Raw genomic sequence first — 24,828 nt, forward strand, 5'->3', positions numbered from 1 at the left:
GACGGGGTCGCCGTCGGCCGCGCAGCGCCCCACCTCCGGCGCGAACGAGGCGAGAACGGCGGGGCGGTCCGCGCGGGGATAGACCTGGCGGGGGAGGTCCGAGAGGGGTTCCCCGAACATGTCCTCCGCGCGGGCGCGCAGCGCGGCCGAGCCGCCCCGGCGGCCGTCGAAGGCCCGCATCGCCGCTTCCAGCCCCGCGCGCCCGATCCACGCGCCGCTGCCGCAGTCGCCGAGCAGATGCCCCCAGCCGTCGGCCCGCCGCCAGGCGGTGAGGTCCGTGCCCATCGCGATGAGGCCGGTGCCCGCGGCGACGACGACGCCGGGGCGCTGGCCGAGCGCGCCCGCGTAGGCGGTGACGGCGTCGGCGGCGAGCGCCACGCGCCGTACGCCGAACGACTCGGCCAGCGCGGACGGCAGTTCGGCGCGCAGTTCCTCGCCGAGCGTCGCCATCCCGGCGGCGCCGACCGCGGCCGCGACGATCCGTCCGTCGCCCGCCTCGTCCAGCAACTGCCTGATCATGGGCGTCAGTTGCTCGGTCATGTGCCGGGCGTCGATGCCGCCCGGGCCGGTCCGCACCGGCTCCTTCGAGCGGACCGGCGTCGACCCGCGCGGACCGGCCGGGACGCCGAGCACGGCACGCAGCCCCGAGCCGCCGGAGTCCACGCCGAGGACGAACGCCGGCTCCGTCACGGCAGCCGCCAGTCCACCGGCTCCCGCCAGTCCACCGGCTCGGCGCCCTGCCGGACCAGGAGGTCGTTGGCGCGGCTGAACGGGCGCGAGCCGAAGAAGCCGCGGTCCGCCGACATCGGCGAGGGGTGCGAGGACTCCACCGACGGCAACTGGCCGAGCAGCGGCCGCAGATTGCGGGCGTCCCGGCCCCACAGGACGGACACCAGCGGGCGGCCGCGTGCGGCGAGCGCCCGGATGGCCTGTTCCGTGACCTCTTCCCAGCCCTTGCCGCGGTGGGCGGCGGGCTTGCGCGGGGCCGTCGTGAGCGCCCTGTTGAGCAGCAGCACGCCCTGCTGGGTCCAGGGCGTCAGATCGCCGTTGGACGGCTGGGGCAGGCCCAGGTCGCTGTTCAGTTCGCGATAGATGTTGATGAGACTGCCGGGCAGGGGTCTGACGTCGGGAGCCACCGAGAAGGAAAGACCCACCGCGTGCCCGGGCGTGGGGTAGGGGTCCTGGCCGACGATCAGGACGCGCACCTCGTCGAACGGCTGCTGGAAGGCGCGCAGCACATTCGGTCCGGCGGGCAGATAGGTGCGTCCCGCGGCGATCTCCGCGCGCAGGAAGTCGCCCATGGAGGCGATCCGTTCGGCCACCGGCTCCAGGGCCTTGGCCCAGCCGGCTTCGACGATTTCATGCAAGGGTCGTGGTGCCACGGAGCGTCACTCTACTGCCGTACCGGCGGCACTGATCAACCGATGGCCGAAGCTCGCCGCCGTCGCGGCTCCCGGAAGCTCTCGGCCTTCGGGAGCCGCCGCCCGGCCGCCCTCGGCTCCCGGGAGCCGCCGCCCGGCTCAGTCCAGGACCGCCGCCCGTACGCAGAGGACGTCCGGCAGGTGGGTGGCCAGCTCCTGCCAGGTGTCGCCGTCGTCCGCCGACGCGTACACCTCGCCGTTGCGATTGCCGAAGTACAGGCCCGCCGGGTCGGCGCCGTCGGTGCACATGGCGTCGCGCAGCACCGTGCCGTAGTGATCGCCCTGCGGCAGTCCCGCGCTCAGCGGCTCCCAGCTCTTGCCGGCGTCCGCCGTGCGGTAGACGCGGCACCGGTGGTCGGCGGGGACGCGGTCCGCGTCCGCGTTGATCGGAAACACGTACGCCGTGTCGCCGCGGTGCGGGTGGGCGACCGCCGCGAAACCGAAGTCGGACGGCAGGCCCTCGCCGATGTCGGTCCAGTGGGCGCCCGCGTCGTCGCTCCGATACACCCCCCAGTGGTTCTGCAGATACAGCCGGTCCGGGTCCACGGCGTCCTTCGTGACCTTGTGCACGCACTGGCCGAACTCCGGGTTCGGGTCCGGCAGGAACACCGCCGAGACACCGGAGTTGGACGGCCGCCAGCTCGCGCCGCCGTCCTCCGTGCGGAACACGCCCGCCGTGGACACCGCGACCGTGACCGCGGCCGGATCGCGGGCGTCCGTGAGGATCGTGTGCAGGCCCTCGCCGCCGCCTCCTGGCTGCCACTGCGAGCGCGACGGATGCTCCCACAGCGGGCGGACGAGCTCGAAGCTCTCGCCCCGGTCCTCGGAGCGGTAGAGCGCGGCGGGTTCCGTGCCCGCGTACACCACGTCCGGCTCGGCCGCCGCCGGGTGGAGCTGCCACACCCGCTCCAGCGACGCCCCGGTGTCCTTGGGGAACTTGACGGCTGCCTGTTTCGGCTCGGTCCACGTCCTGCCGAGGTCGTCGGAGTGGAACACCGACGGCCCCCAGTGGGCACTGTCCCCGCCGACGAGGAGGCGGGGCTGCGGTGTGCGCGTGTCGATCGCGATCGAGTAGATCGCCTGGGCGTTGAAGTACGGACTGTCGTCGAACTGCCAGGTGCCGTGCGTGCGGCGCGCGACGAACAGGCCCTTGCGAGTACCAACGGTGAGCAGGACGTCAGCCATGACTGACACCTTTCGGACGGCGTTGTCTCAGGTACGGCTCAGTCTGCACCCGACCACTGACAATGACGCCTCGGCGCGTTTCCGCCCAGGTCAGGGCGTGCGGCGCCGTCACGGTGCGGGTGCGGGCGCCGGTGCGGGCGGCACCGCCGCTCAGCCGTGGATCTCCTCCGCCACCTTCGCGATCGCGCCCGGACCCACCCGGCAGCAGCCCCCGATGAGCCGGGCCCCGGACCGGCGCCAGCCGTCCACCTGGCCCGCGGTGAAGCGGGTGGGGCCGTGCCAGGACCGCGTCGCGGGGTTCCAGGTCTCGCCGCTGTTCGGGTAGACCACCACCGGCTTGCCGGTGACGCGGGCGGCCAGCGGGACCGCCGCGTCCGCGTCGCGCGGGTCGCAGCAGTTCACGCCCACCGCGACGACCTCGTCGGCCTCGGCGGCCAGCGCGAAGGCGTCCTCCAGGGGCTGGCCCGCGCGGGTGCGGTCGCCGCTGACGCTGTACGAGAGCCACGCGGGCACGCCCAGGCCGCGTACCGCGCGCAGCAGGGCCCGGGCCTCGTCGGTGTCCGGCACCGTCTCCAGGGCGAACACGTCGGGCGCGGCGTCGGAGAGGACCTCCAGGCGCGGGCGGTGGAAGCGCTCCAGGTCGGCCACGCTCAGGCCGTAGCGGCCGCGGTACTCCGAGCCGTCCGCGAGCATCGCCCCGTACGGACCGGCCGAAGCGGCCACCCACAGCGGCCGGTCGGCGCCGGCGAGCTCGGCCGCCTCGCGGGCCAACTCCACGCTCAGGCGCAGGAGTTCCGCCGTGCTCAGCGCGTCGATGCCGTGCCGCGCGAACCCCTCGAACGTCGCCTGGTAGCTCGCGGTGATCGCGACGTCCGCGCCCGCCTCGTAGTACGCGAGGTGCGCCGACCGGATCGCGTCCGGGTGCTCGGCGAGCAGCCGCGCCGACCACAGAGTGTCGCCGAGATCGTGCCCGGCGTCCTCCAGCTGGTTGGAGAGACCGCCGTCGAGCACGAGGGGCGCACGCGCCAGCGCCGCCTCCAGGCCCAGGCTGTCCCGGGCCCCCTCCTGGCCCAGGCTGTCCCGCGCCCCCTCGGGCCCGCCCGCCCCGGCTTGCCCGTCCGTACCCGCGCGCCCCTCGGCGTGCGCCCCCGTGCCCGCTGCGTCGTTCATACCGTCGACGCTAGCCGAGGTACGGCCAGGGGGAAGTGGCACGCCACCTGATGTCCCGCCCCGCTGGGGGTGCTCACCGGCGGCTCGGTGGTCGCGCACACGTCCTGGGCGAGCGGACAGCGGGTGCGGAAGCGGCAGCCGGACGGTGGCTTCGCCGCGGACGGGGTCTCGCCGTGCAGCGGCTCGCGCTGCCCCGCAGCCGCGACGGCCGGGTCGGGCACGTTCACGGTGTCGAGCAGGCCGCGCGTGTAAGGGTGCAGCGGGTGGGCGTACACCTGCTCGGCCGGACCCGTCTCCACGAGTTTGCCCAGGTACATCACGCCGACGGTGTCGGCGAGGTGGCGGATCACCGCCAGGTCGTGCGAGATGAACAGATAGGTCAGGCCGCGGTCGCGCTGGAGCTCCCGCATCAGGTTCAGGATCTGCGCCTGCACCGACACGTCGAGGGCCGACACGGGCTCGTCCGCGACCACCAGGTCCGGCGAGAGCGTCAACGCCCGTGCCAGGCCGAGGCGTTGACGCTGACCCCCGGAGAACTCGTGCGGATAGCGGTGCACGGCGCCGCGCGGCAGACCGACGGCGTCGAGGAGAGAGGCGGTGAGCCGTTCCTGGTCGGCGCGGGTGCCGAGGCCCTGGATGACCAGCGGCTCGCGCAGGATCTCGCCGACCCGCATGCGCGGGTCCATCGCCGCCGTCGAGTCCTGGAACATGAGCTGGATGCGGCGCCGGTGCGCGCGCCGTTCCGCACGGGAGAGCCCGGCCAGGTCGCGGCCGTCGAAGCGGACCGTGCCCGCGGTGGGCTCCTCCAGGCCCGCGACGATCCGGACGAGCGTCGTCTTGCCGCACCCGGACTCGCCGACCAGGCCGAACGTCTCGCCCTTGCGGACGGCCAGCGACACGCCGCCGACGGCGCTGACGGTGCCCCGCCGGCGTGCGAACGGGCCGCCGGTGAGCGGGAACTCCTTGACCAGCGCGTCGAGTTCGAGCAGCACCTCGCCCGGTTCGGTGGCCGTGGCCGGGGGTGGCGTCACCACCTGCTCCTGGGGCGCGTCGCCGTACGGCACCGGGTGGAAGCACGCGAACCGGTGCTCCGCGCCCAGGAGTTGGCTGCCTCCGGCCTCCGGCTGCGGCTCCGGGTCCGGCGACAGCTCGGGCACCCGGTCCGGCGACAGCTCGGGCACCCGGTCCGGCGACAGCTCCGGCTCCCGGTCCGGCGACAGCTCCGGCTCCCGCTCCTCGCACTCCGCCGTCGCGAACAGGCAGCGCGGCGCGAACCGGCACCCCGTCGGCCGCACCGTGAGGCTCGGCGGCAGCCCCGGAATCGTGTGCAGCTCCGTGCCCCGCTCCGCCGCCCGCTCCGGGAGCGCCGCGAACAGCGCCTCCGTGTAGCGGTGCCGGGGGCGCGCGAACAGGGCGCGCACGTCGGACTGTTCGGCCACCTTGCCCGCGTACATCACCGCGACGCGGTCCACGCGGTTGGCGATGACGCCCAGGTCGTGGGTGACGAGGATCAACGCCATGCCGAGCGTCTCGCGCAGGTTGTCGATCAGTTCCAGGATCTGGTGCTGCGTGGTGACGTCGAGCGCGGTCGTCGGCTCGTCGGCGATCAGCAGCTTCGGCTCGCACACCAGGGCCATGGCGATCGCCACGCGCTGGCGCATCCCGCCCGACAACTGGTGCGGGTATGCCTTCATCCGCTCGGACGGCTGCGGCATGCCGACGAGCCGCAGCATCTCCTCGGCCCGCGCCCACGCCTCCTTGCGGCCGATGCCCTCCCGGTGCAGCAGCAGCGGCTCGGCCACCTGCGCGCCGATCGTCATCGTGGGATTGAGCGAGGTCAGCGGGTCCTGGAAGACCATGCCGACGGTGTTCCCGCGGACCTCCTGCAGGGCGGCCGCCGACGCCGCCGCCAGGTCCTGGCCGTCGAACAGGATCCGGCCGCCGGTGACGGCCCCGCCGGGCGGCAGCAGGCCGAGGACGCTGAGCGCGGTCATCGTCTTGCCGCAGCCCGACTCGCCTTCCCGCAGCCCGACTCGCCCACGACGCCCAGGGCCTCGCCCGGCGCGAGCTCCAGCGAGATGCCGTCGAGTGCGTGCACGGTGCGCTCGCGCGAGGCGATGTCGACGCGCAGGTCTTCGATGCGGAGCAGCGGGTCGGGCGCCGTGCCGCCCACGTCTTCTCTGTCGTCCATGGTGTCGAATTCCTTTACTTGCGCAGCCGTACTTCGAAGGCGTCCCGCAGCCCGTCACCGATGAAGTTGAACGCGGCGACGACCAGCACGATCGCGATGCCCGGCGGGAAGATCAGCCACCAGTAGCCGTTCTGCGTGTACGTGATGCCGGCCGACAGCATCGAGCCCCAGTCGGCCGACGGCGGCGGAATGCTGAGGCCGAGGAACGCCAGATAGCTGACGTAGAGGATGGCGTCGGCGATCTGGAAGGTGCAGTTGACGATGACGGTGCCGATCGCGTTCGGCACGATGTGCTTGAAGACGGCCCGGGTGCCCCCGCCGCCCATCATCCGCATGGCCTGGACGTACTCGCGGTTGCGCAGCGACAGCGCCTCGCCCCGGACGAGACGGGCCGGGGACAGCCAGGCGACGGCCGCGATGATGAGGATGAGGACGCCCTTGCTGGGCGTGATGATCGCGGCGACGACGACGAGCAGGAACATCGCCGGGATGGCGAGCGCCGCGTCCGTGACCCGCATCATCGCGGCGTCCACCCAGCCGCCGAAGTAGCCGGAGACGGCTCCGTACACGGTCCCGAAGAGCGTGGCCAACAGACCCGCCGCCAGGCCGATTTCGAGCGATGTCTGCCCGGCCACCATGAGGCGGCCGACCATGTCGTAGCCGAGGTCGGTGGTGCCGAGGAGATGGCCGTCCGTGCCCGGGGACAGGTTGGCCTGGGACAGGTCGGTGTGGGTCTGCTCGGTGTCGTACAGGAGCGGGCCGAGGTAGCTGAAGAGGAGCAGCAGGACCAGCAGGACGACGCCCGTCAGGGCGAGCTTGTTGCCGGTGAAGACCCGGAGCGTGCGGCGGGCGAGGGAGGGCGTGACCTGCGCGGCCTCTTCGTGACCGGGCGCGGTGACAGGGGCAGTCGTAGGGGCCGCGGAGGTCATGCCACGCTCCGTATCCGGGGGTCGAGGACGGCGTACAGGATGTCCGTGAGGAGGGAGCCGAGGACCGTGGCGATGCCGACGACCAGCGTCACGCCGAGCAGCACGGGGAAGTCCGAGCCCTGCGCCGCGTTCCAGAACAGCAGCCCCATGCCCGGGTAGTTGAACATCGACTCGACGACGAGCGCGCCGCTGAACAGCGTCGGCAGATACAGGCCGAGCAGCGTCGCGAGCGGGATGAGCGCGTTGCGCAGCACATGGCGGACCATGATGCGGCGGCTCGACTGGCCCTTCGCCATGGCGGTGCGGACGTATTCCTCGGTGAGGTTGTCGAGGACCGCCGAGCGCATGTACCGGCTGAACATCGCCACGATGCCGAACGCCATCGTCACCACCGGCAGCACCAACCCGCTGAATTCCCTGAGGAGTTCACCGATCGACTCGCCCTGCGGCGCCTCCGCCGGAAAGACCGGAAGTACCTGCGCGAACAGGATGATCATGATGAGGCCGAGGAAGAAGACCGGCGTCGCGTACAGCAGGAACGCGAGCCCGGTCAGCGCGTAGTCCGACGCCTTGCCGCGCCGCACCGCCTGGAGCAGGCCCAGCGGGATCGCGATGACGACGGCGAGCGCGGTCGACAGGACCGTCAGGAGCAGCGTCTTCGGCAGCCGCTGCTTGAGCAGCTCGAAGACGGGCGAGTTGAGTTTGTACGAGTCCCCGAGGTCGCCCGTGAACAGCCGCTTCAGGTACATGAAGTACTGCGTCGGCAGCGAACGGTCGTAGCCCTGCTGGTGGTTGAAGTCGGTGATCTGCTGCGGTGTGCCCTTCGGGCCGAGGATCGCGCGCGCCGGGCCGCCCGGCAGCATGTGCAGCAGCACGAAGACGATGATCGACACCAGGAAGAGGACGACGAGCGCCTGGAGGAAGCGCTTGACCAGAAAGCCGGAAAAGCCGGTCACTTGTCGGCTCCCTTCTTCTTCACGTAGTACCAGTCCTGCGGCGCGAACGTGACCGTCGGGTTCTGCTCGATGCCCCGCAGGTCGTTGCGGATGACGGACACCTGATACGCGGGGTTGGGCATCCACATCACCGGCAGCTGCTCGGCCAGGTACTCGCCGTACTCGTGCACGGCCTTCATGTCGGGGGAGTACTGCACGGCGCGGATGATCCGGTCGGCCTTCTTGTCGCTGTAGTTGCCGAAGTTGGCGGAAGCGCCGGTGGAGAAGAGCTGCTCGCCGCTCGGATTGAGCGGGTAGTACCAGCTGCCCGCCGTGCCGAAGAAGGACATGTCCCAGTCGCAGCCCGGATCCTTCGCGGTGCATGGAATGGAGTTGCCGAGCACCGAGTTGAGCGGCTGCTGGCGCACCTTCAGATCGATGCCGGCCTTGGAGAGCGAGGACTTGAGCTCCTGCATCATGTTCGTGGTCTCCGTGGAGCCCGACTGCGAGAGCAGGGTCAGCTCCAGGGGATCGTCCCGCTCGATGTCCTTGCCGCACTCGTCGGCGCCCGTGCCGGGGCGTACGCAGCGCGCGGTACCGTCCTTCGTCTCCCAGCCGTGGGCCTTGAGCAGGGACTTGGCCTTCGCCACCGAGAAGGGGTAGCGGTCGCGCTCCATCGCCTTCGACAAGTACTGGCTCTTCGGCGTGACCGGCACCGGGCCGAGCGTCGGTGTGGCGCTGCCCTGCCAGATGACGTCGCTCATCGCCTTCTGGTCGACGAGGTGCTGCATGGCCTGCCGGACGTAGAGCTGCCGCAGCAGCGGCCCGGCGTGCGTGGAGTTGAAGTTGTAGACGATGTATGTCGCCGCCCAGCCCTCCCACGGGTCCACGCGGTATCCCTTGTCCTCGAACTTCCCCTTCTGCGCGAGGACCGACGGCGGGATGTAGCCGTAGTCGACGCCGCCCGAGCGCAGCACGTTGTACTCGGAGTCGGCGGTGGTGAAGGGCTTGAAGACCACCTTGTCCAGGTGCGGGCGCTCGGACTCGGGACCGGTGAACTTCTCGTTGCGGACGATCGTCACCTGGCCGCTGTCACGCCATTCCGCCAGCTTCCAGGGCCCGTTGACCGTCTTCCACAGCGGGTCGGAGCCGTACTTTCCGAGGCTCTTGCCGTGGCGTGTGAGCCGGGCGAAGACCTCCCTGGCGCCCTTCTTCGTGCGGTCCCAGTCGCCGATCGGGCCGCCGTCGGTGCGCGCGCCCCACGCGTGCTGCGGCAGGGCGCGCATCCGCGTGAGCTGGTTGGCGGTGAACCAGTCCGGGTTGTACGCGCGGTTCAGGCGCAGCCGCACCGTGTGGTCGTCGACCGTCTCGAACCGCTTGACGTTGTCCGGCATGGTGCCGACCGAATAGCTGCCCCACTGCGCCTTGTTGGCCTTGACGAGGTTGAACCAGAACTCCAGGTCACGGGACGTGACGGGCTTCCCGTCGGACCACTTGACGCCCTTGCGCAGGGGAATGGTCACGGTCTTGTTGCCGTCCGTGTACGTCGGCTCCAGGCCCAGCGTGCTCGGGCCGTGCGTGGTCAGCTCGCCCTTGTCCTGGTCGAGCACGGCGTCGTACACCGGCATGAACAGCAGGTACTGGATGCCCGCGTTGTACGAGGCGCCATAGCCCGGCGGGCCGATCGGGAAGATCCAGTTGGGCGTCGCGTTGGGCGGCAGCGCCATGGTCGCGGTGCCGCCCTCGACCGGGACGCCGCCGGTCGGGCCCATGTCGACGCGGCCGCCCTCGCGGGTGCAGCCCGCCAGGGCCGCGAGCACCAGGACCGCGGCCGCGGCTGCCTTGAGTGAGCGCATGGTTGTGGGCCTCCAGGAACTGCCGGGACCGGATCCGTACACATGAGCGGTAGGGAGGCCCGAACGCTAGGCCCGTGGAGAAAAGCAAGTCAAGAGCTTCGTTCGGCAAAGACTGCGGAAAGTCGGAAGTTGGGGCACTTTTCTTGGCGGGACTGGTCAACTTCCTTCGCTGCGACCTAGTGTTCGGCTCGTACTCGAATCAACGCGTCGAACGAACGGGGTCGGTATGGCAAGGAACGTGCACGGCGAACCCGGATCGGCGCAGCACATCGTGCGGCTGGTCTCGTCGGGCGCGGCCTCCTCCCGGGCCGATCTGGTGCGGGAGCTGGGACTCGCGCCGTCCACGGTGTCGCTGCGCGTGCAGGAGCTGGTGGCCGCCGGGGTGCTCACCGAGTCCGGCGAGGGCGCCTCGCGCGGCGGGCGCCGCCCCCGGCTGCTCCGGGTGCGCGCCCAGGGCGGCATCGCGCTGGCCGCCGACCTGGGCAGCCACCACGCGCGGCTCGGCGCTGTCGACCTCGACGGCACCGTCCGCGACACCGCCGACCTGCCGCACGACATCACCGCCGGACCCGAGTCGGCCGTCGACTGGCTGTGCGAGCGCGTCACCGAACTCGCCGCCCGCGAGCGTGCGGCCGGGCGCACCGTGCGCGCCCTCGGGGTCGCCTTCCCCGGCCCCGTGCGCCCGGGCGAGGGCCGCGTCCTCAGCCCGTCCCGGATGCCGGGCTGGCACCGCTACCCGCTGCGCGACGTCCTCGCCGAGCGCCTCGGCCTGCCCGTGACCGTCGAGAACGACGCCACGATGATGGCCGTCGGCGAGCACGCCGTCGCCCGCCCCGACCTCGACCACCTGGTCGTCGTCAAGGCCGGCCGCGGCATCGGCAGCGGTGTCATCGCCGCGGGCCGACCGCACGACGGCGCCAACGGCGCGGCCGGCGACATCAGTCACGTACGCATCGAGGAGGCGGGCGAGCGGCCATGCAGCTGCGGCAACATCGGCTGCCTGGAAACCGTCGCGAGCGGCGCCGCGCTGATCCGCGAACTCGCCCGCCAGGGCGTCGAGGTGGCCACCACCGGCGAGCTGCTCCAGCTCGTCGCGGACGGCGACCCGCAGGCCACCACCCTGGTGCGCACCGCGGGCCGGCACATCGGCACCGTGCTCTCCGTCGTCGTGAACTTCTTCAACCCGCAGGCCGTGGCGCTCGGCGGCGTCCTCGCCACCGCCGAACCGCTGGTCGCCGCCGTCCGCGGCGTCCTGTACGAGCGCTGCCTGCCCGTGGCCACCGCGGACCTGGAGATCACCACCACGGTGACGGGGCCGGACGCGGGCCTGCTCGGCGCGGGCCTCACCGCCCTGCGCCGCCACCTGCGGACGAGCCCTCTCGCCCAGGAACCCCCCATCGTCGGCCAAGACCACCCGTCCGCCACACCCGTCCAGGAAGAGAGCGCACCCGCATGACCGCGACCCCGGCCGCCCCCGCCGTCACCCACCGCCGCCTGCGCATCGGCATCGGCGGCATCGGCATCGAGTCCTCCACCTTCTGCCCGCACCGCTCCACCGCCGACGACTTCCGCCAGACCCGCGGTCAGGAACTCCTCGACCGCTACACCTGGACCCAGCCGGACGCCGACCTCGCCGACCTCGTCGAGTGGGTGCCGCTGCTGCACGCGACCGCGCTGCCCGGCGGCCCCGTGGAGGCCGAGTCGTACCTGACGCTCAAGGACGAACTGGTCACCCGCATCCGGCACGCGGGCCCCCTCGACGGCCTCGTGTACGACATCCACGGCGCCATGAGCGTCGTCGGCCTCACCGACGCCGAGGCCGACCTGACCGAGGCCGTGCGGGCCGCCCTCGACTCCGTCGGCACCCCGGACGGCACCGGCCGCCCCATGATCTCCACCGCCATGGACCTGCACGGCAACGTCTCCCACCGCTTCGCGGCGCCGATCGACCTGCTCACCGCGCACCGCCTCGCCCCGCACGAGGACGCCTGGGAGACCCGCGAGCGCGCCGCCCGCAACCTCGTGCGCTGCCTGCGCGAGGGCAGCCGCCCGCACCGCGCCTGGGTGCAGGTCCCGGTGCTCCTTCCGGGCGAGAAGACCAGCACCCGCCTGGAGCCCGCCAAGTCCCTGTACGCCTCGCTCGCCGACATCGAGCGGCTTCCCGGCATCCTCGACGCCGCGATGTGGGTGGGCTACGCCTGGGCGGACGAGCCGCGCTGCCAGGCCGCCATCGTCGTCACCGGCGACGACGCCGAACTCGCAGCGGCCGAGGCCGGGAAGCTGGCCCGCCGCTACTGGGACGCCCGGCGCGACTTCGTCTTCGTCGGCCCGACCGGCAGCGCCGAGGAGTGCGTCGAGCAGGCCGTGGCCTCGGCGAAACGGCCGTTCCTCATCAGCGACTCCGGCGACAACCCGACGGCGGGCGGCGCCGGAGACCTCGCGTACATGCTCGGCAAGCTCCTGGAGCACGACGCGATCCGCTCCGGCGAGGTCACCGCCGTCCACCCCGGCATCACCGACCCGGTCGCCGTCGCCCGCTGCTTCGAGGCGGGCGTCGGCGCGGAGGTGACGCTGTCCGTCGGCGGCAAGGTCGACGCCAACCACGGGGGACCGTACGAACTCACCGGCACCGTCGAGGCGCTGCAGCGCGCCACCGACCAGAAGGACCGCGCCGAGGGCGGCGCCTACGACCGGGGCGTCGACATGGCGGCCGTGCGGGTGGGCGGGCTCACCCTGATCCTCGTCGAGCGCCGCAAGCCCTTCCACACCCTCGCCGACTTCATGGGCCCCGCCGACGGCGGCCTCGGCATCGACCCGAGGACGTACGACCTGGTCGTCGTGAAGATCGGCTACCTGGAGCCGGAGCTGTACGACATGGCCGCCGACTGGCTCCTCGCGCTCACCCCCGGCGGCGTCGACCAGGACCTGAAGCGGCTCGGCCACCACCGCGTGGAGCGGCCGATGTACCCCTTCGACGACGACGCGTACGAAGATGGCGCGGGCCCCGGCCTGACGGCGGCCCAGCTGCCGCCGCTCACCCCGCACAGCGCCTGACGCCACAGAGAGAGGACCCGCCCGCATGAAGCGTGCCGCCACCCTGTCCGCCCTCGTCTGCCTGCTCGCCGTCACCGCCGCGGCGCCCGCGGCACCCGACGCGGGCCGCGGGCACCACCCCGCCCCCGGCAAGAGCACGAAGGGCACCCTCCTCGACTCCGTACCGAAGAAGGGCGTCCTGCGGGTGTGCACCACCGGCGACTACCGCCCCTTCACCCACCGCGAGGCCGACGGGTCGTACAGCGGCATCGACATCAAAATGGCCCGCGACCTCGCCAAGTCCCTCGACGCCAAGCCCAAGTTCACCGCCACCACCTGGAAGGAGATCGCCGACGACGTGGCGGACGGCCGCTGCGACATCGCCGTCGGCGGCGTCTCCATCACGCTGCCGCGCGCCCGCGCCGTGTACTTCAGCGAACCGACCCGCGAGGACGGCAAGACGCCGATCGTGCGCTGCGCCGACAAGGCACGGTTCGGGGACGGGACGCTGGCCGACATCGACAAGCCCGGCACCAAGGTCGTCGTCAACCCCGGCGGAACCAACGAGCAGTTCGCCCGCGCACACATCAAGCGCGCCTCCCTCACCGTGCACCCCGACAACTCCACGATCTTCCAGGAGATCATCGACGGCCGCGCGGACGTGATGATGACCGACGCCGGTGAGACCCGCTACCAGGCGAAGATCCACCCCGAACTGTGCTCGCTCCACCCCGACAAGCCCTTCACCTTCGCGGAGAAGGCATACGCCCTGCCGCGCGGTGACGCGCAGTTCAAGGAGTACGTCGACCAGTTCGTGCACCTCGCGACGCACGACGGGACGTACGCGGCGTACGAGGCGGAGTGGATGAAGTGAGGTCGGCCTCCTGACCGTCCCCAAAGCGGCCCGGACGGCGGGCGGTTGATACGATCCCGGCTCCGACTCCGGGGGGAACGGGTGATGACGGGAGAAGCGCGGCCCGACGACGGGGCTGCCGGGGACGCCGGGCACCCCGAAGGGCGCATGCGGCACCTCGCCGAGGAGGTCAGGCAGATCGCGGCCGAGTCCCGGATCGGCGCGCGGCGGGCCCAGCGGCGCAGCAAGCTGTGGAACGCCACGTACATCTGCCTCGGCTTCCCGGCCGCGGTGCTCGCCGGGATCTCCGGCGCCGCCGGCCTCGCCTCGCCCGGCGCGCGCGTGCCCGCGGCGATCCTCGCGCTCCTTTCGGCGGGCTTCTCGGCCGGGTCGACGTTCCTGCGCGCCGACGCACGGCAGATGGCGAACCTGCGCCGCCGGTACGCCTGGCAGAACCTGGAGACCCGCGCCCGCCTGGTCCTCGCGCACGAGGCGTACGAGGGCGTCGAGCAGCTGCACACCGCGCTGGTGGCTCTGCTGGAGATGCGCGCGGCCATCCCCTCCAGCGCCCTCGTCCTGGCCGAGGCCGCACCACCGCCGCTCCAGGTCCCGACGCCGCCCACGCCGTTGGGGCCGTAGGCGCGGCACGGGACCCCAATTCGCTGGAGATGACGCGGGACCCCAATTTGCCGGAGATGACGCGGGACCCTAATTCGCTGGAGATGGATGGCAGGGGCACATATCGTGTGCCGGTCATCGCCCGCCGGAGGTCTGCGCCTTCGCGCGAGCACAGCGTCGCCAGAGAGTAGTGAGACAGTGCAACACAGTGGATGGGCCGACGAACGGTTCGGCGCGGTCGCGGACGTCTTCGACCAGAACTTCGCCGAGTTCGACGAACTCGGCGCGGCCGTGTTCGCGGGCGGGCGCAAGGTCGTGGACCTGTGGGGCGGTGTCGCCGACGAGCGGACCGGCCGGGCCTGGCAGGAGGAAACGGTCGTGCCGGTCTTCTCCTGCGCCAAGGGCGTCGTGAGCGTCTGCGTCCACCTGCTGGCGCAGGAGGGGCGCCTGGACCTGGACGCGCCGGTGGCGCGGTACTGGCCGGAGTTCGCGGGCGCCGGCAAGGAGACGATCACGCCGCGCATGGTGCTCGGCCACCGTGCCGGGCTCCCCGTCCTCGACCGCACCCCGACATTCGAGGAGATCACCGAGTGGACCCCGGTGATCCGCGCCATCGAGGAGCAGGAACCGCTGTGGGCGCCCGGCGAGACGTACGAGTACCACGCGCACGTCTTCGGCTTCCTGCTCGGCGAGATCATCCGGCGCGTCACCGGGCTCACCCCCGGCGCCTACTTCCGCCGGGCCGTCGCCGACGACCTGGGCCTGCGGACCTGGATCGGCCTGCCGGAGCACGAACTCGGCTCCCTCGCCCGGCTCGTCGAGGCACCGGGCAGGCCGCCGATGCCCGGCCCCGAATCGATCCTCACCCGCATGGTCACCATGAACGGCGCGTTCGCGTTCCCCGGCGTCGACGTCCCCCACGGCTGGAACGACCCCGCCCTCCTCGGCGCGGAGATCCCCGGCGCGGGCGCGGTGTCCTCCGCGCGCGGCCTGGCCACGCTGTACGCCGCCGCCGCGACCGGCGTCGACGGCTCCACACGGCTGCTGACCCGCGACACCGTCACGGACGCGGTGCGCGAGCAGTCCGCCGGCACGTCCTGGCTGGGCTTCGACATGGGCGTGCGCTGGGGCTCGGGCTTCCTCCTCGACTCCCCGGCCTTCCGCCCCACCCTGGGACCGCGCAGCTTCGCCAACGACGGCGCGGGCGGCCAGTTCGCGTTCGGCGACGACGAGTTCGGCGTCGGCTTCGCCTACACGGCCAACAAGATGATCGGCCACGGCGACGACCGGGCCAACCGGCTGGTCGCGGCCGTACGGAAGTGCCTGGGCGAGGGCTGAACCCCCGGCGCGGGCGGCCGGCCCAGGGGCGCCCGGAGCGGCCGCACGCGCCTGCCTTGGGGTAATCCCCGGGCCCGCCCCCGAGGACGCGGCGGTCGCGGCCGTTCTACGGTTTCCCCTGCCAGGAGCGGCAGGAGTCGGGGGACTTCTGCGAGGGGGGCTCCTGCTGAGCGGCCATCGGCCGGAGGTAACCGATATGCACCCTGCCCGCAGGCGCTGCGTCCACAGCGGGACGAACGGACGGCTCGCCACGACCAGCACCGCCGACATCGACGCGCTCGTCGCGAGCCTGAAGGACCGGCCACGCGTCGTCCTGCACTTCCACGGCGGGCTCGTCGACGACCAGTTGGGGTTCGCGACGGCCGAGCGGCTCACGCCCGTGTACGAGGCGGCGGGCGCCGAGCCCGTGTTCTTCGTGTGGAGCAGCGGCCTGCTGGAGACCCTCCAGGGCAACCTGCCCCAGATCATCGGCGAGTCCGTCTTCCAGACACTCCTGAGCCGCGTCACCCGCTACGCCGCGGGCACCGTCTTCCAGCGGCCGGGGCAGCGCGCCGCCGGATCGCTCACCGCCCCGCCCGCCAGGGCCGTCGACGCCGAACTCGCCCTGCTGCGCACCGGGCAGGAGCCCTACGCCCGGCTGACCCCGCCCGCCGAGGTGCCGCCGCTCGGCGAGGCCGAACGCGTCCGCATCACCGCCGAACTCTCGGCGGACACCGAACTCGCCGACCGCAACCGGGAGATCGTCGGCTCGGTCCTGCGTCCGGCTTCCGCGCCGACCGCCGCGCGCGACATCGACGGGGGGCGCGCGGCGGTCGCCACCCTCATGTCACCGGACACGGTCGCCGAGCTCGCCGCCGAGACCGCGGCCGCCGACAACCGCCGCTCCCTGGTGACCTCCGCGCTCCTGGTGCGCAAGACGGTGCGCGTCATCGCCGCCGTCGTGGGCCGCTTCCGGCTGCACACCGACCACGGCCTGTACCCGACCGTCGTCGAGGAGATACTCCGCGAGTTCTACATCGCCAACGTGGGCGCCTCCATCTGGGACGCCATGAAGCGCCAGACGGCCGACACCTTCGCCCCGTCCGACGACGCCCGCGCGGGCCGCTACTTCCTGGACCGCTTCAGCCAGCTCCTGGCCACCGGCAGCAGGCCCAAGGTGACCGTCGTCGGCCACAGCGCGGGCGCCGTCTTCATCAGCAACCTGCTCACCGACCTCGTCCGGCGGCGCGCCGACGCCGACGACCCGCTGCCCGCCGACTTCCGCGTCCGCGACGTCGCGCTGCTCGCGCCCGCCTGCACCGTCGCCCAGCTGTCGCCGATCGTCCGTCTCCAGCACGAACTCTTCGACCGGCTGCGGATGTTCACGATGACCGACGCCGCCGAACGCGCCGACCACCTGGTGCCCCTGTTGTACCCGAGGTCGCTGCTCTACTTCGTCTCCGGCGTCCTGGAGCGCGGCCCCGCCAGGCAGTCGGCGGTCGCCCCGATCGCGGGCATGCAGCACTGGTACGCCGCCGACGGCGCCTTCGGCGGGCAGGACTCCGAGGACCTGCGGGCGTTCCTCACGGCCGACCCGCAGCGCACCGTGTGGTCGCCCGCCGACGGCGGCCCCGGCCTGAGCTCGGGGGCCCGCACGCACGGCGGATTCGACGACGACCCGGAGGTCCTGGCGAGCCTCGCCCGGATGCTGGCCGACTGAGTCCGGAGCCGCTCACGGCTGTCCGCGGCTTCACACGCGGTCCACACGGGTTCGCACAAGGGGGGAAGCCCGATGAACGACCTGCACCACGCCGTGGTCGTCGGCATCAACCGCTATCCGGCGATCAGCGACCTGCAAGGCGCACGCGGCGACGCGGGGCGGTTCCGCGACTGGCTCGTCGACCCGGCAGGAGGCAACGTACCGGAGAGCAACGTCGCCCTCGTCACGGCCACCGAGCGCGACGAGCGCGAGGCCGACGTGATGAGCGCCGTCCCGACCCGCGAGAGCGTCAACCGCGCCCTGTACCGCGCCCACTGCGCGGTCCGCGCCGCCGTCGAGCGCGACGGCGGCGCCTGGGCCGACACCCGCCTGTACGTGTTCCTCGCCGGGCACGGCATCGCCCCGTTCGGCGGCGACGCCGCGCTGCTCATGGCCAACGCCGCGATCGACCTGCTCGGCAACCACATCGCCGTACGCCCCTATCTGTCGTGGTACGAATCGGCGTCGCCGTTCCACGAGATCGTGTTCTTCGCGGACTGCTGCCGCACCCGCTTCGGCGGTGTCACCGCCTTCGGCCCGCCGTTCACCGACACCACCGAGGCTCCCGACAAGGTCGAGGCGTTCGTCGGCTACGCGTCGGCGCTCGGCGACCCGGCCTACGAACAGCACGAACCCGACCCGGACCAGTCCCGCGGACACTTCACCTCGGCCCTCCTGGAAGGTCTGCGCGGCGCGGGCGGCGGCACCGTCACCTCCGAGGGCCAGGTCACCTCCGACAGCCTCGCGGACTACGTACGCCGCCACGTGCTCGACCGCACGACACGGGAACTGGTCCCGCAGGAGGCCCGGTTCCTGAGAGAGACCAGCACGCCGATCGTCTTCGCCGAGGGGCTCCAGGGCGTCGGCTCGTACCCCGTGACCCTGCGCTTCCCGGCCGGTTTCCGCGGCCGGGTGGAGCTGCGCGGGCGGGGCATCACCGCGCCCTGCTGGCTGGACATCGCCGGGGCGGACCACGTCGAGGCGCTGGTTCCCGGGCTCTACAAGGCCGTACCGGAGAGCCTGACCGCCCCCGACTTCACGGACGGCGGATTCTTCGAGGTAGTGACCGGGGGTGGCGGCGTTGTCCAGTTCTGAGTCCCGTTCAGGTTCCCGGGCCCGTTCCGTCCAGCACCGTCCCGGCCCCGCGCCCGCCGCGGCGCCCGAGCGGCGTGACGAGGTGCCGTTCGTCGTCATCCCCGACACCCCGTCGGTCCTGATCACCGTGACCGACGAGGCGATGCGCGAGGTGGCGCACGGCATGGGCACCATCGAGACCACGCTGCCGCCCGGCATCTACCGCATCGAGCAGCGCTTCGCGGGCGCCGTGGCAAGCCAGTTCGCCGAGGTCGGCACGGACGCCTTCACCGAACGCCTGCCGCTGCCCAGCGTCCCCGCCCCGGCCCCCGTCGCACGCACCGCCACCACGCAACCGGCGCACCGCGAGGCCGCGCTGCGGTGGAGCAGGGAAGCCACGCACCGCCGGGGCACGCCCACGCTCATGGTGCTCCTGCGGAACCTGCGCCGCGGCTGGCGCCTCGACCCGTACGCCCTCCAGATCACCGCGGAGAGCGGCGAGGCCGTGGACGGCGGCGAGGACGGCTGGCAGGTCGATCCGCAGCAGGGCTGGGCCGCCTGGAGCGGCGACCTCGATCCCGGAGGCTACCGGCTGCGGCTGCGCGAGCCCTCCGGCGACGGTCTGCCGCTGGCCCAGGCGCTGTGGGTGTCGGAGGGCTGGACCACGCTCGTCTTCGTCAGCAACGGCCCGCACGGCCCGCGCCCGCAGCACGCCTCGGTGGAGATGGCGCCCGCCGGCACCGGCTGGCACCGGCTGGTGCCCGGCCGACGAGGGGCTGAGCCTGGCCCGGGAGGCGGCGCTGTCCGGGCTGCGCCAGGGCATCGACCTGATCTCGGACCAGCAGTTGTTCCCGATGCTGGACTCGGGGCGGGTCGACCCGTTCCTCGGGATCGTCGCCGCGCACGCCATGCTGCTCGACCGCGGTCCCGACCTGGAGCGCCTGGACGAGGTCGTCCGCCGGCTGACACCGCACGTGCCCGGACACCCCGACGTCGCCGCGCTGCGCACGCTCTTCGACGGGCCGCCCGCGCAGGTCGCGTCCCCGCCGATGCTGGCCGCGTCCTGCCGGCTCCTGATCCGGGCCGACGGCGCCGACCCCGGGGTCATCAAGGACGGTTCGGCGGCGGAGAACGTCGCCGAGCACCTGGTCGGGCGCGGGGTGTGGACGACCTGGCTGGAGGAGGAGCGGTGGCCCGCGGCGGCTGCGCGCGGCGGCCCCGCCGTGCCGGGCGACACCGGCCCGGCGAGCGGGCCCCGGCCGCCGGTCGCCGACGCCGTGAGCCGCGTGGAGGCATATGTGCACGAGATCGCGGACCTGTCGGGAACGTTCGTCAGCGAGGTGCTGCGGGAGATGCCGAGGGACGAGCTGTGCCGCAGGACCGGGCTGCCGCACAGGCCGGTGGACCGGGCGATCGAGCGGCTGCGCGAGGCGGGGCCGGGCTGAGACCCCCGGACCGGGGAGGAATTTGGGGCCCCCTGTCCGGGCGAGGAGCGGAGGGGCCGGACGGCTCGGGGGAGCCCGGCCCCTCCGATGTGAGCAGGCGTGGGGTGGCTCCGGTACGGGCCGTGTCGCGGGCCCGTGCGGGCCGGCGTGGTGGGGGACGCCCGTGGTGCACGACCTCGGGCGCCCCGTCCAGGGCGTGAGCGAACATCGAGATGGTGGCCGCGACGGCCAACGCGTCGCTCAACCAGGGGAGATCCCCCTTCTCCCCGCATCCTGGACGGGGCATGTCCCATCGTGCAGGGCGGCCGTCACCGCGGCGTCACGTCATCTGTGAGTGCCTTGTCCGGCGGGAGCCGAATCGGGCGCGCCGCGCCGGACCGCCCTCGCACCAGGGCGTGCCGCGGGATCGTCACACCAGGGCGTACCGCAGCAGCATCACACCAGGGCGTGCCGCAGCATCGTCGCGAACTGGCCGGACGGCTCCACGCCGAGTTCCCTGAGCAGCAGTTCGCGGAACGTCTCGTACTGCCGCACGGCCTCCGTGAGGTTGTGCTCCGCGAGGTGTACGGACACCACCGCCCGGTGGGCGCTCTCGCGCAGCGGGTCCGCGCGGATGCTCTCCAGGGCGGCCTCCAGCGCGGGCGCGTACTGCCGGCGCGCCACGAGCCGGGCCGACAGCGCCTCCAGGGCGTGCAGCCGCAACTGGTGCAGCCGCTCGCGCTCGAAGGCCACCCAGTCCTGCTGCCAGCCGGGCAGCAACTCGCGCCCGCAGAGCAGCACTTGGTAGGCCGCGCGCATGGGCTCGCGCGTCGCCGACAGGGCGTTGCCCGACAGCACGTGGTGCGCGGCCGCGGTGAGGTCCTGGATGTCCACGCGCACCCGGCGGCTGAGCGACAGCACGCCCTCACGGGCGTCCGTGAGGGCCCGGCCCGCGCCGTTGAGCCGCCACACGGCGGTGCGCAGGCTGGCGCGGGCCCGCGCCTCGGTGGCGTCGGGCCAGAGGGTCCCGGCGAGCGCCGAGCGGGTCGCCGCCCCGCACAGGGCGAGCCGCGCGAGCACCTGCTGACCGCTCGCGGGCACCTCCAGAGGCTCCCTGCCCCGGGCGCCGAGCGCGCTCGGGTCGTCGGGGCACGCCAGGGAGGAGTGGACGAGACCGTCGGGGCACGCGTGGGCGGAGCCGTCCGCGGACGCGGCTCCGCCCGAGGACGGGCTGCCGAAGTCCTCGGCCCCGTACTCCTCGGCCCCATGCTCCTCGGCCCCGTACTCCTCGGCCCCATGCTCCTCGGCCCCGCACTCCTCGTCCCCGCACCGGGAGCCCCCGCTCTCCCGCGTCAGAAGGAATCCGCCGAGCAGCCGCAGCCGCAGCGTCGGCCGCTCTTCACCGGCCGCCCTGTAGCTGATGGAATCCATCGGGCCACCTCCAGTGGGCTCCCGCGTTCGCCCTGCCCTACCGGCACGAACGTAACGGCCGAGCGCCCCGCGCGCCTCGGGGAGCGTGCCGGGGATTACCCTCAGGCCGCGCGCGCTCAGCCTCTGGAGTTCTCGTCGAGGGCGGGCATGGGTTCCCCGCCCGGATGCCACCCGTCGAGGAAGGCGGCCTGCCGGCTGACGTCGACGAACTCGACGCGGGCTCCGATGCTGTCCACACGGTGGTAGGCGAACGGCCGGCCGTAGGGACAGCCCGAGAAGTCCACGGGCATGCCTTCCTTCTCCAGGCGCCGGGAGGCTTGCCCGACATCGCTGGACCAGAAGCCGATGTGGTCGAATCTGGCGCCCTGGGACGCGTCCCAGGGACTGCCCGCGGGCCCCGTGATGAGTTCGATGAACGGTGGCCCGCCCCGGCTGAAGACGATGCGGTAGTCCCACCCGCCCATGCGGTCGGACACCGGGTCACTCCACTCGACCCCGGCCGAACGCCGGAAGTCCCGCATCGCCCGCTCGATGTCGGGGACCACGAAACACACATGATAGAAGCCAGTCATCCCTCCATGATCGAACACGTCGGCCCGGAGGCCCAGTGGTTTCGGCCCGGAGCCCCAGTAGTTGTCGGAGCCCCGGTAGTCGCAGGCCGAGCCGGGCTCTCAACCCGCCGACGGCGACGACGACTGCGGTCCCAGCCGCCGCACGAGGCCGATCCGCGAGGTGATCCCGAGCTTCGCGTACGTGTGGCCCAGGTGGTACTCGATGGTCTTGACGCTCAGCGCGAGCGCGGTGGCGATCTGACGGTTCGTGAGGCCCTGTGCGGCGAGCCGCGCCACCGCGAGTTCCTGCGGGGTGAGCGCCCCGTCCAGGCCGTCCTCGACGGCGTCCCCGGCCCGCTCCTCGGCCGGAAGGTCGGGCGCCGCCCGCCCGCAGGCGTTCAACTCCCTTACGCAGCGCGCCCGGTAGGGCAGCGCGCCGAGCGCCGTCATGGTCGTGTACGCCGCCTGCAACTGGGCGATCGCCAGGGACCGGCGCCCGAGGCGGCGCAGGAACGACCCGTGGTCCAGCTCCACCCGGGCCCGCCCGAACACCACCGGGACCTGCGCCGCGTGGTCCTGCGCACGCGCGTACGCCGCCTGGGCGCGCTGGGTATCGCGGCGCGCGGCGGCCAGGTTGCCCCGGGTGCGCGCGGCCGCCGCGAGCGACGTGTGCCGGCCGCGGGCCCGCGCCCGCTCCTCGAACGGGCCGAGCACCGCCTCCGCCTCGTCGAGCTCGCCGAGCTGGACCAGCGCGTCGACGAGCAGCGGCTGCCAGTCCACGACGCCCGGCTCGTTCACGCCGTCCTGCTCGGCGAACCCGAGCAGCGGGCGCAGCGCGTCCACCACCTCCTGCGGCTCGCCCCGCGCGTCCGCGAGGCTCCCCCGCGCACACACCGCGTACGCGAACGCGACGGGGGTCTCCGCGCCGCCGGGCACGTCGAGGGCGGTCCGCAGATGTTCCGTCGCACGCTCCCACGCGCCGCGCGCCGACAGGATCTGCGCGGCGACACCGTGCGTGACCGGCTTCAGCCAGGACTGGTCGGTGTCGTCGGCGATGGAGGCGGCCGACTCGGCGTGGATCAGCGCCTCGTCCCACTCGCCGAGCCGGTGCAGGGTCTGGGCCAGCGCGGAGGCCGAGAGCAGCCGCAACGGCACCGTCGTCGTCCGGCAGTTGGCGACCGCGCCGAGCAGATCCTGCCGGGCCCCGGCGAGATCGTCCGACCACAGCCGCAACTGCCCGCGCGCGAGCAGCAGATCGATCTTCTTCAGCGGCACGATCATGGGTTCCGGCAGATCCGCCGCGAGGGCGATGCCCTCCTTGGCGCGGCCGCTCAGGCCCAGGGCGATGAGGTGGTTGAAGCGCAGCATGCGGCTCGGCCCCTGCGCGGTGGAGAGCCGCTGCGCCCGCTCGGCCCACTGCGCGGCCACCGCCGCCTGCCCGCACATGACGGCGGCGTAGCTCAACTGCTCGGCGGCGCGCGCCCCGAGGGACGGGTCCCGCTCGTTGTCGCACTGCTCCCAGGCGTCCGCGAGCAGCGTCCACGCCGCCTCCGTGCGCCCCTGCACGCGCGCCACATAGCCGCGTACGTAGCCGCGCAGCGCCGGGTCCGCGCTGTCGGGCAGGCCGTGGGCGAGTTCGGCCGCCTCCTGGACCCGGCCGTCGAGCAGCAGCGCCTCGACGGCCTCGACGGCGAGGCGGTCGCGTTCCCCGGGGCTGGTGGCCACGCGTGACGCGTGCCTCAAGTGGGTGCCCGCGACGGCCCATTGGCCGGTGGCGGCCTCGCGGCGCGCGCAGGCCGCCAGCGCTTCGGCGAGCTGCTCGTCGGGCCCGGTGGCGGCGAGCACGCGGTGCCGCAGCTTCGTGTACTCGTCGTCGACGAGCTCGGCGGCCCGGGTGTGCAGGGCGGCGCGCTGGGCGGGGCCGATGTCCTGATAGACCGCCGCGTGGACCAGGGGGTGCGGGAAGGCGACCTCGGGGGCCACTCCGGCGGGCGTCTCGCGCAACAGCCCTGCCTTGACGGCCCGTTCGAGTGCGGGCAGCGGCTTGTCGACGCGCGCGAGCCGGGCGGCGGCGCGCAGCCGGCAGGAAAGACCGAGCACGCTCACCGCCTGCACCAGGCGCTGGGTCCCCGGCCCGCAGCCCGCCAGGTTCGCGAGCACCAGCATGGCGTACGAACGGGGTGCGGGCAGCGGCGTGGCCACGTCGAGCAGCACGGCGGGAGGCACCTGGCCGAGCAGCGCGCGGGCGTGCAGCGGATTGCCGTGGGTGTGGGAGTGCAGCCGCAGGGACGCCGAGTGCGGGAGCCGGGTGACGCCGAGACGGGTGCTGAGAGCGGACAGCTCGCCGGGGCTGAGCCCGGCCAGGGCGAGCCGGCGGGTGCGGGCGTCGGTGAGCAGGCGGCGCAGGCCGTCGGGCAGTTCGGGCACCTGCGGGTCGCGCAGCGCGACGACCGCGAGGACCCGGTCGTGGCGCAGCCGGCGCAGCGCGAACGTGAGCGCGTTCAGGGACTCCGGGTCGGCCCAGTGCGCGTCGTCCACGACCAGCACCACGGGCCCCTTGCTCTGCACCTCGCTCAGCAGGTCGAGGAGCCCGAAGCCGGCCGCGAGCGGCGGCAGGTTGGCGTGCAGCGACTGCGGCAGCCGGACGAGCCCCGCGAGGGTGTCCGGCACCGGCAACGGGCTCTGCCCGACGAGCTGCGCGAGCACGCCGCACGGCAGCGCGCTCTCGTTCTCCTCGCCGCTCGCGTGCAGCACGCAGGTGCCGTGCACCGAGTCGAGGAAGCGGCGTACGAGCGCCGTCTTGCCGATGCCACCGGGCCCTTCGAGCAGCACGAGCCGCGGCGAGCCCGTGCAGACGTCCGCGAAGTCCTGCTGGAGCGCGGCCAGTTCCCGCGCGCGGCCGCAGAACGCGTCGCCGGGCGCGGGGGAGTGGAAGAGGTCGTGCGCTGTGTCCCCGGTGGTCATGGGGTGTTCTCACCGCCCGCCGCGCGTCGGCACCGGCCGCGGGTGACCTGACTGTGACGGTGACCCGTGCCGGGCGCATGCCAGGACACCACGATGCGGGGCGACGCCTGTTCCGCA

The 24,828-nt window shown here is 73.1% G+C and carries 21 protein-coding genes; 8 read left to right on the forward strand and 13 right to left on the reverse strand.

The window, feature by feature from the left end; translation table 11 throughout:
• From STRAU_RS20895 to STRAU_RS20935, 9 genes are all read right to left on the reverse strand, one after another.
• Positions 1-690, reverse strand: a 690-nt coding sequence (locus STRAU_RS20895) for an N-acetylglucosamine kinase (protein WP_037660845.1), incomplete at its 3' end; no start/stop codon positions are given.
• Positions 687-1,382 carry a uracil-DNA glycosylase gene (locus STRAU_RS20900; RefSeq protein ID WP_037660847.1) on the reverse strand — a complete coding sequence of 232 codons (696 nt, stop codon included), beginning with the start codon at positions 1,380-1,382 and terminating at the stop codon, positions 687-689. The genes STRAU_RS20900 and STRAU_RS20895, both read right to left, overlap by 4 nt.
• 138 nt (positions 1,383-1,520) lie before the next feature.
• Positions 1,521-2,606, reverse strand: a complete 1,086-nt coding sequence (locus tag STRAU_RS20905) for a WD40/YVTN/BNR-like repeat-containing protein (RefSeq protein WP_016642363.1) — start codon at positions 2,604-2,606, stop codon at positions 1,521-1,523.
• Positions 2,607-2,756: 150 nt separating this feature from the next.
• Entirely contained in the window at positions 2,757-3,776 is a 1,020-nt protein-coding gene (mmuM, locus tag STRAU_RS20910; RefSeq protein WP_016642364.1) for a homocysteine S-methyltransferase, read from the reverse strand.
• Positions 3,773-5,770 (reverse strand): dipeptide ABC transporter ATP-binding protein, encoded by a 1,998-nt coding sequence (locus tag STRAU_RS39110; RefSeq protein WP_016642366.1) that lies wholly within the window; start codon positions 5,768-5,770, stop codon positions 3,773-3,775. The genes mmuM and STRAU_RS39110 overlap by 4 nt, the downstream gene beginning before the upstream one ends.
• Positions 5,767-5,967 (reverse strand): putative oligopeptide transport ATP-binding protein YkfD, encoded by a 201-nt coding sequence (locus tag STRAU_RS43710; protein WP_016642365.1) that lies wholly within the window; start codon positions 5,965-5,967, stop codon positions 5,767-5,769. Before STRAU_RS43710 ends, STRAU_RS39110 begins: the two co-directional genes overlap by 4 nt.
• Positions 5,968-5,981: 14 nt before the next feature.
• The gene (locus STRAU_RS20925) at positions 5,982-6,896 is read right to left on the reverse strand and encodes an ABC transporter permease (RefSeq protein ID WP_016642367.1); all 915 of its coding nucleotides are present in this window, start codon (positions 6,894-6,896) and stop codon (positions 5,982-5,984) included.
• Positions 6,893-7,852: an ABC transporter permease gene (locus tag STRAU_RS20930; protein ID WP_016642368.1), complete on the reverse strand. Its 960-nt coding sequence runs from the start codon at positions 7,850-7,852 to the stop codon at positions 6,893-6,895. The genes STRAU_RS20925 and STRAU_RS20930 overlap by 4 nt, the downstream gene beginning before the upstream one ends.
• Positions 7,849-9,687, reverse strand: coding sequence for a peptide ABC transporter substrate-binding protein (locus tag STRAU_RS20935; protein ID WP_016642369.1), 1,839 nt, complete (start codon positions 9,685-9,687; stop codon positions 7,849-7,851). The genes STRAU_RS20930 and STRAU_RS20935 overlap by 4 nt, the downstream gene beginning before the upstream one ends.
• 226 nt (positions 9,688-9,913) lie before the next feature.
• Between STRAU_RS20935 and STRAU_RS20940 the strand changes: the two genes are divergently transcribed.
• The 7 genes from STRAU_RS20940 to STRAU_RS20970 all read left to right on the forward strand — a co-directional run bounded on the left by STRAU_RS20940 (position 9,914) and on the right by STRAU_RS20970 (position 18,362).
• On the forward strand, positions 9,914-11,143 hold the full coding sequence (locus tag STRAU_RS20940; RefSeq protein WP_052029179.1) for an ROK family transcriptional regulator: 1,230 nt from the start codon (positions 9,914-9,916) through the stop codon (positions 11,141-11,143).
• The gene (locus STRAU_RS20945; RefSeq protein ID WP_016642371.1) at positions 11,140-12,741 is read left to right on the forward strand and encodes a M81 family metallopeptidase; all 1,602 of its coding nucleotides are present in this window, start codon (positions 11,140-11,142) and stop codon (positions 12,739-12,741) included. Before STRAU_RS20940 ends, STRAU_RS20945 begins: the two co-directional genes overlap by 4 nt.
• 25 nt (positions 12,742-12,766) lie before the next feature.
• Positions 12,767-13,594 (forward strand): transporter substrate-binding domain-containing protein, encoded by an 828-nt coding sequence (locus STRAU_RS20950; RefSeq protein ID WP_016642372.1) that lies wholly within the window; start codon positions 12,767-12,769, stop codon positions 13,592-13,594.
• An 84-nt stretch (positions 13,595-13,678) separates the two neighbouring features.
• Positions 13,679-14,212, forward strand: coding sequence for a hypothetical protein (locus tag STRAU_RS39115; protein ID WP_158692105.1), 534 nt, complete (start codon positions 13,679-13,681; stop codon positions 14,210-14,212).
• 177 nt (positions 14,213-14,389) lie between these two features.
• On the forward strand, positions 14,390-15,529 hold the full coding sequence (locus tag STRAU_RS20960) for a serine hydrolase domain-containing protein (RefSeq protein ID WP_016642374.1): 1,140 nt from the start codon (positions 14,390-14,392) through the stop codon (positions 15,527-15,529).
• 196 nt (positions 15,530-15,725) lie between these two features.
• Positions 15,726-17,228, forward strand: coding sequence for a hypothetical protein (locus STRAU_RS20965; RefSeq protein WP_016642375.1), 1,503 nt, complete (start codon positions 15,726-15,728; stop codon positions 17,226-17,228).
• Positions 17,229-17,300: 72 nt separating this feature from the next.
• The gene (locus STRAU_RS20970; protein ID WP_016642376.1) at positions 17,301-18,362 is read left to right on the forward strand and encodes a caspase family protein; all 1,062 of its coding nucleotides are present in this window, start codon (positions 17,301-17,303) and stop codon (positions 18,360-18,362) included.
• 7 nt (positions 18,363-18,369) lie between these two features.
• On the opposite strand, the gene STRAU_RS42435 is transcribed toward STRAU_RS20970, so the two are convergent.
• Entirely contained in the window at positions 18,370-19,053 is a 684-nt protein-coding gene (locus tag STRAU_RS42435; RefSeq protein WP_158692106.1) for a hypothetical protein, read from the reverse strand.
• Between the two features lie 142 nt (positions 19,054-19,195).
• Here STRAU_RS42435 and STRAU_RS20980 point away from each other — a divergent pair, with 142 nt between their 5' ends.
• Positions 19,196-19,786, forward strand: coding sequence for a hypothetical protein (locus STRAU_RS20980; protein ID WP_037660850.1), 591 nt, complete (start codon positions 19,196-19,198; stop codon positions 19,784-19,786).
• 435 nt (positions 19,787-20,221) lie between these two features.
• On the opposite strand, the gene STRAU_RS20985 is transcribed toward STRAU_RS20980, so the two are convergent.
• From STRAU_RS20985 to STRAU_RS20995, 3 genes are all read right to left on the reverse strand, one after another.
• A complete protein-coding gene (locus STRAU_RS20985; RefSeq protein WP_016642378.1) occupies positions 20,222-21,196 on the reverse strand; it encodes an AfsR/SARP family transcriptional regulator in 975 nt (324 codons plus the stop codon).
• 116 nt (positions 21,197-21,312) lie between these two features.
• Complete coding sequence (locus STRAU_RS20990) at positions 21,313-21,768, reverse strand: VOC family protein (protein ID WP_037660853.1); 456 nt, start codon at positions 21,766-21,768, stop codon at positions 21,313-21,315.
• A 99-nt stretch (positions 21,769-21,867) separates the two neighbouring features.
• Positions 21,868-24,711 carry an ATP-binding protein gene (locus STRAU_RS20995; RefSeq protein WP_016642380.1) on the reverse strand — a complete coding sequence of 948 codons (2,844 nt, stop codon included), beginning with the start codon at positions 24,709-24,711 and terminating at the stop codon, positions 21,868-21,870.
• Between the last annotated feature and the right edge of the window lie 117 nt (positions 24,712-24,828).

The organism is Streptomyces aurantiacus JA 4570 (genome assembly GCF_000414115.1).
Lineage (GTDB): Bacteria > Actinomycetota > Actinomycetes > Streptomycetales > Streptomycetaceae > Streptomyces > Streptomyces aurantiacus_A.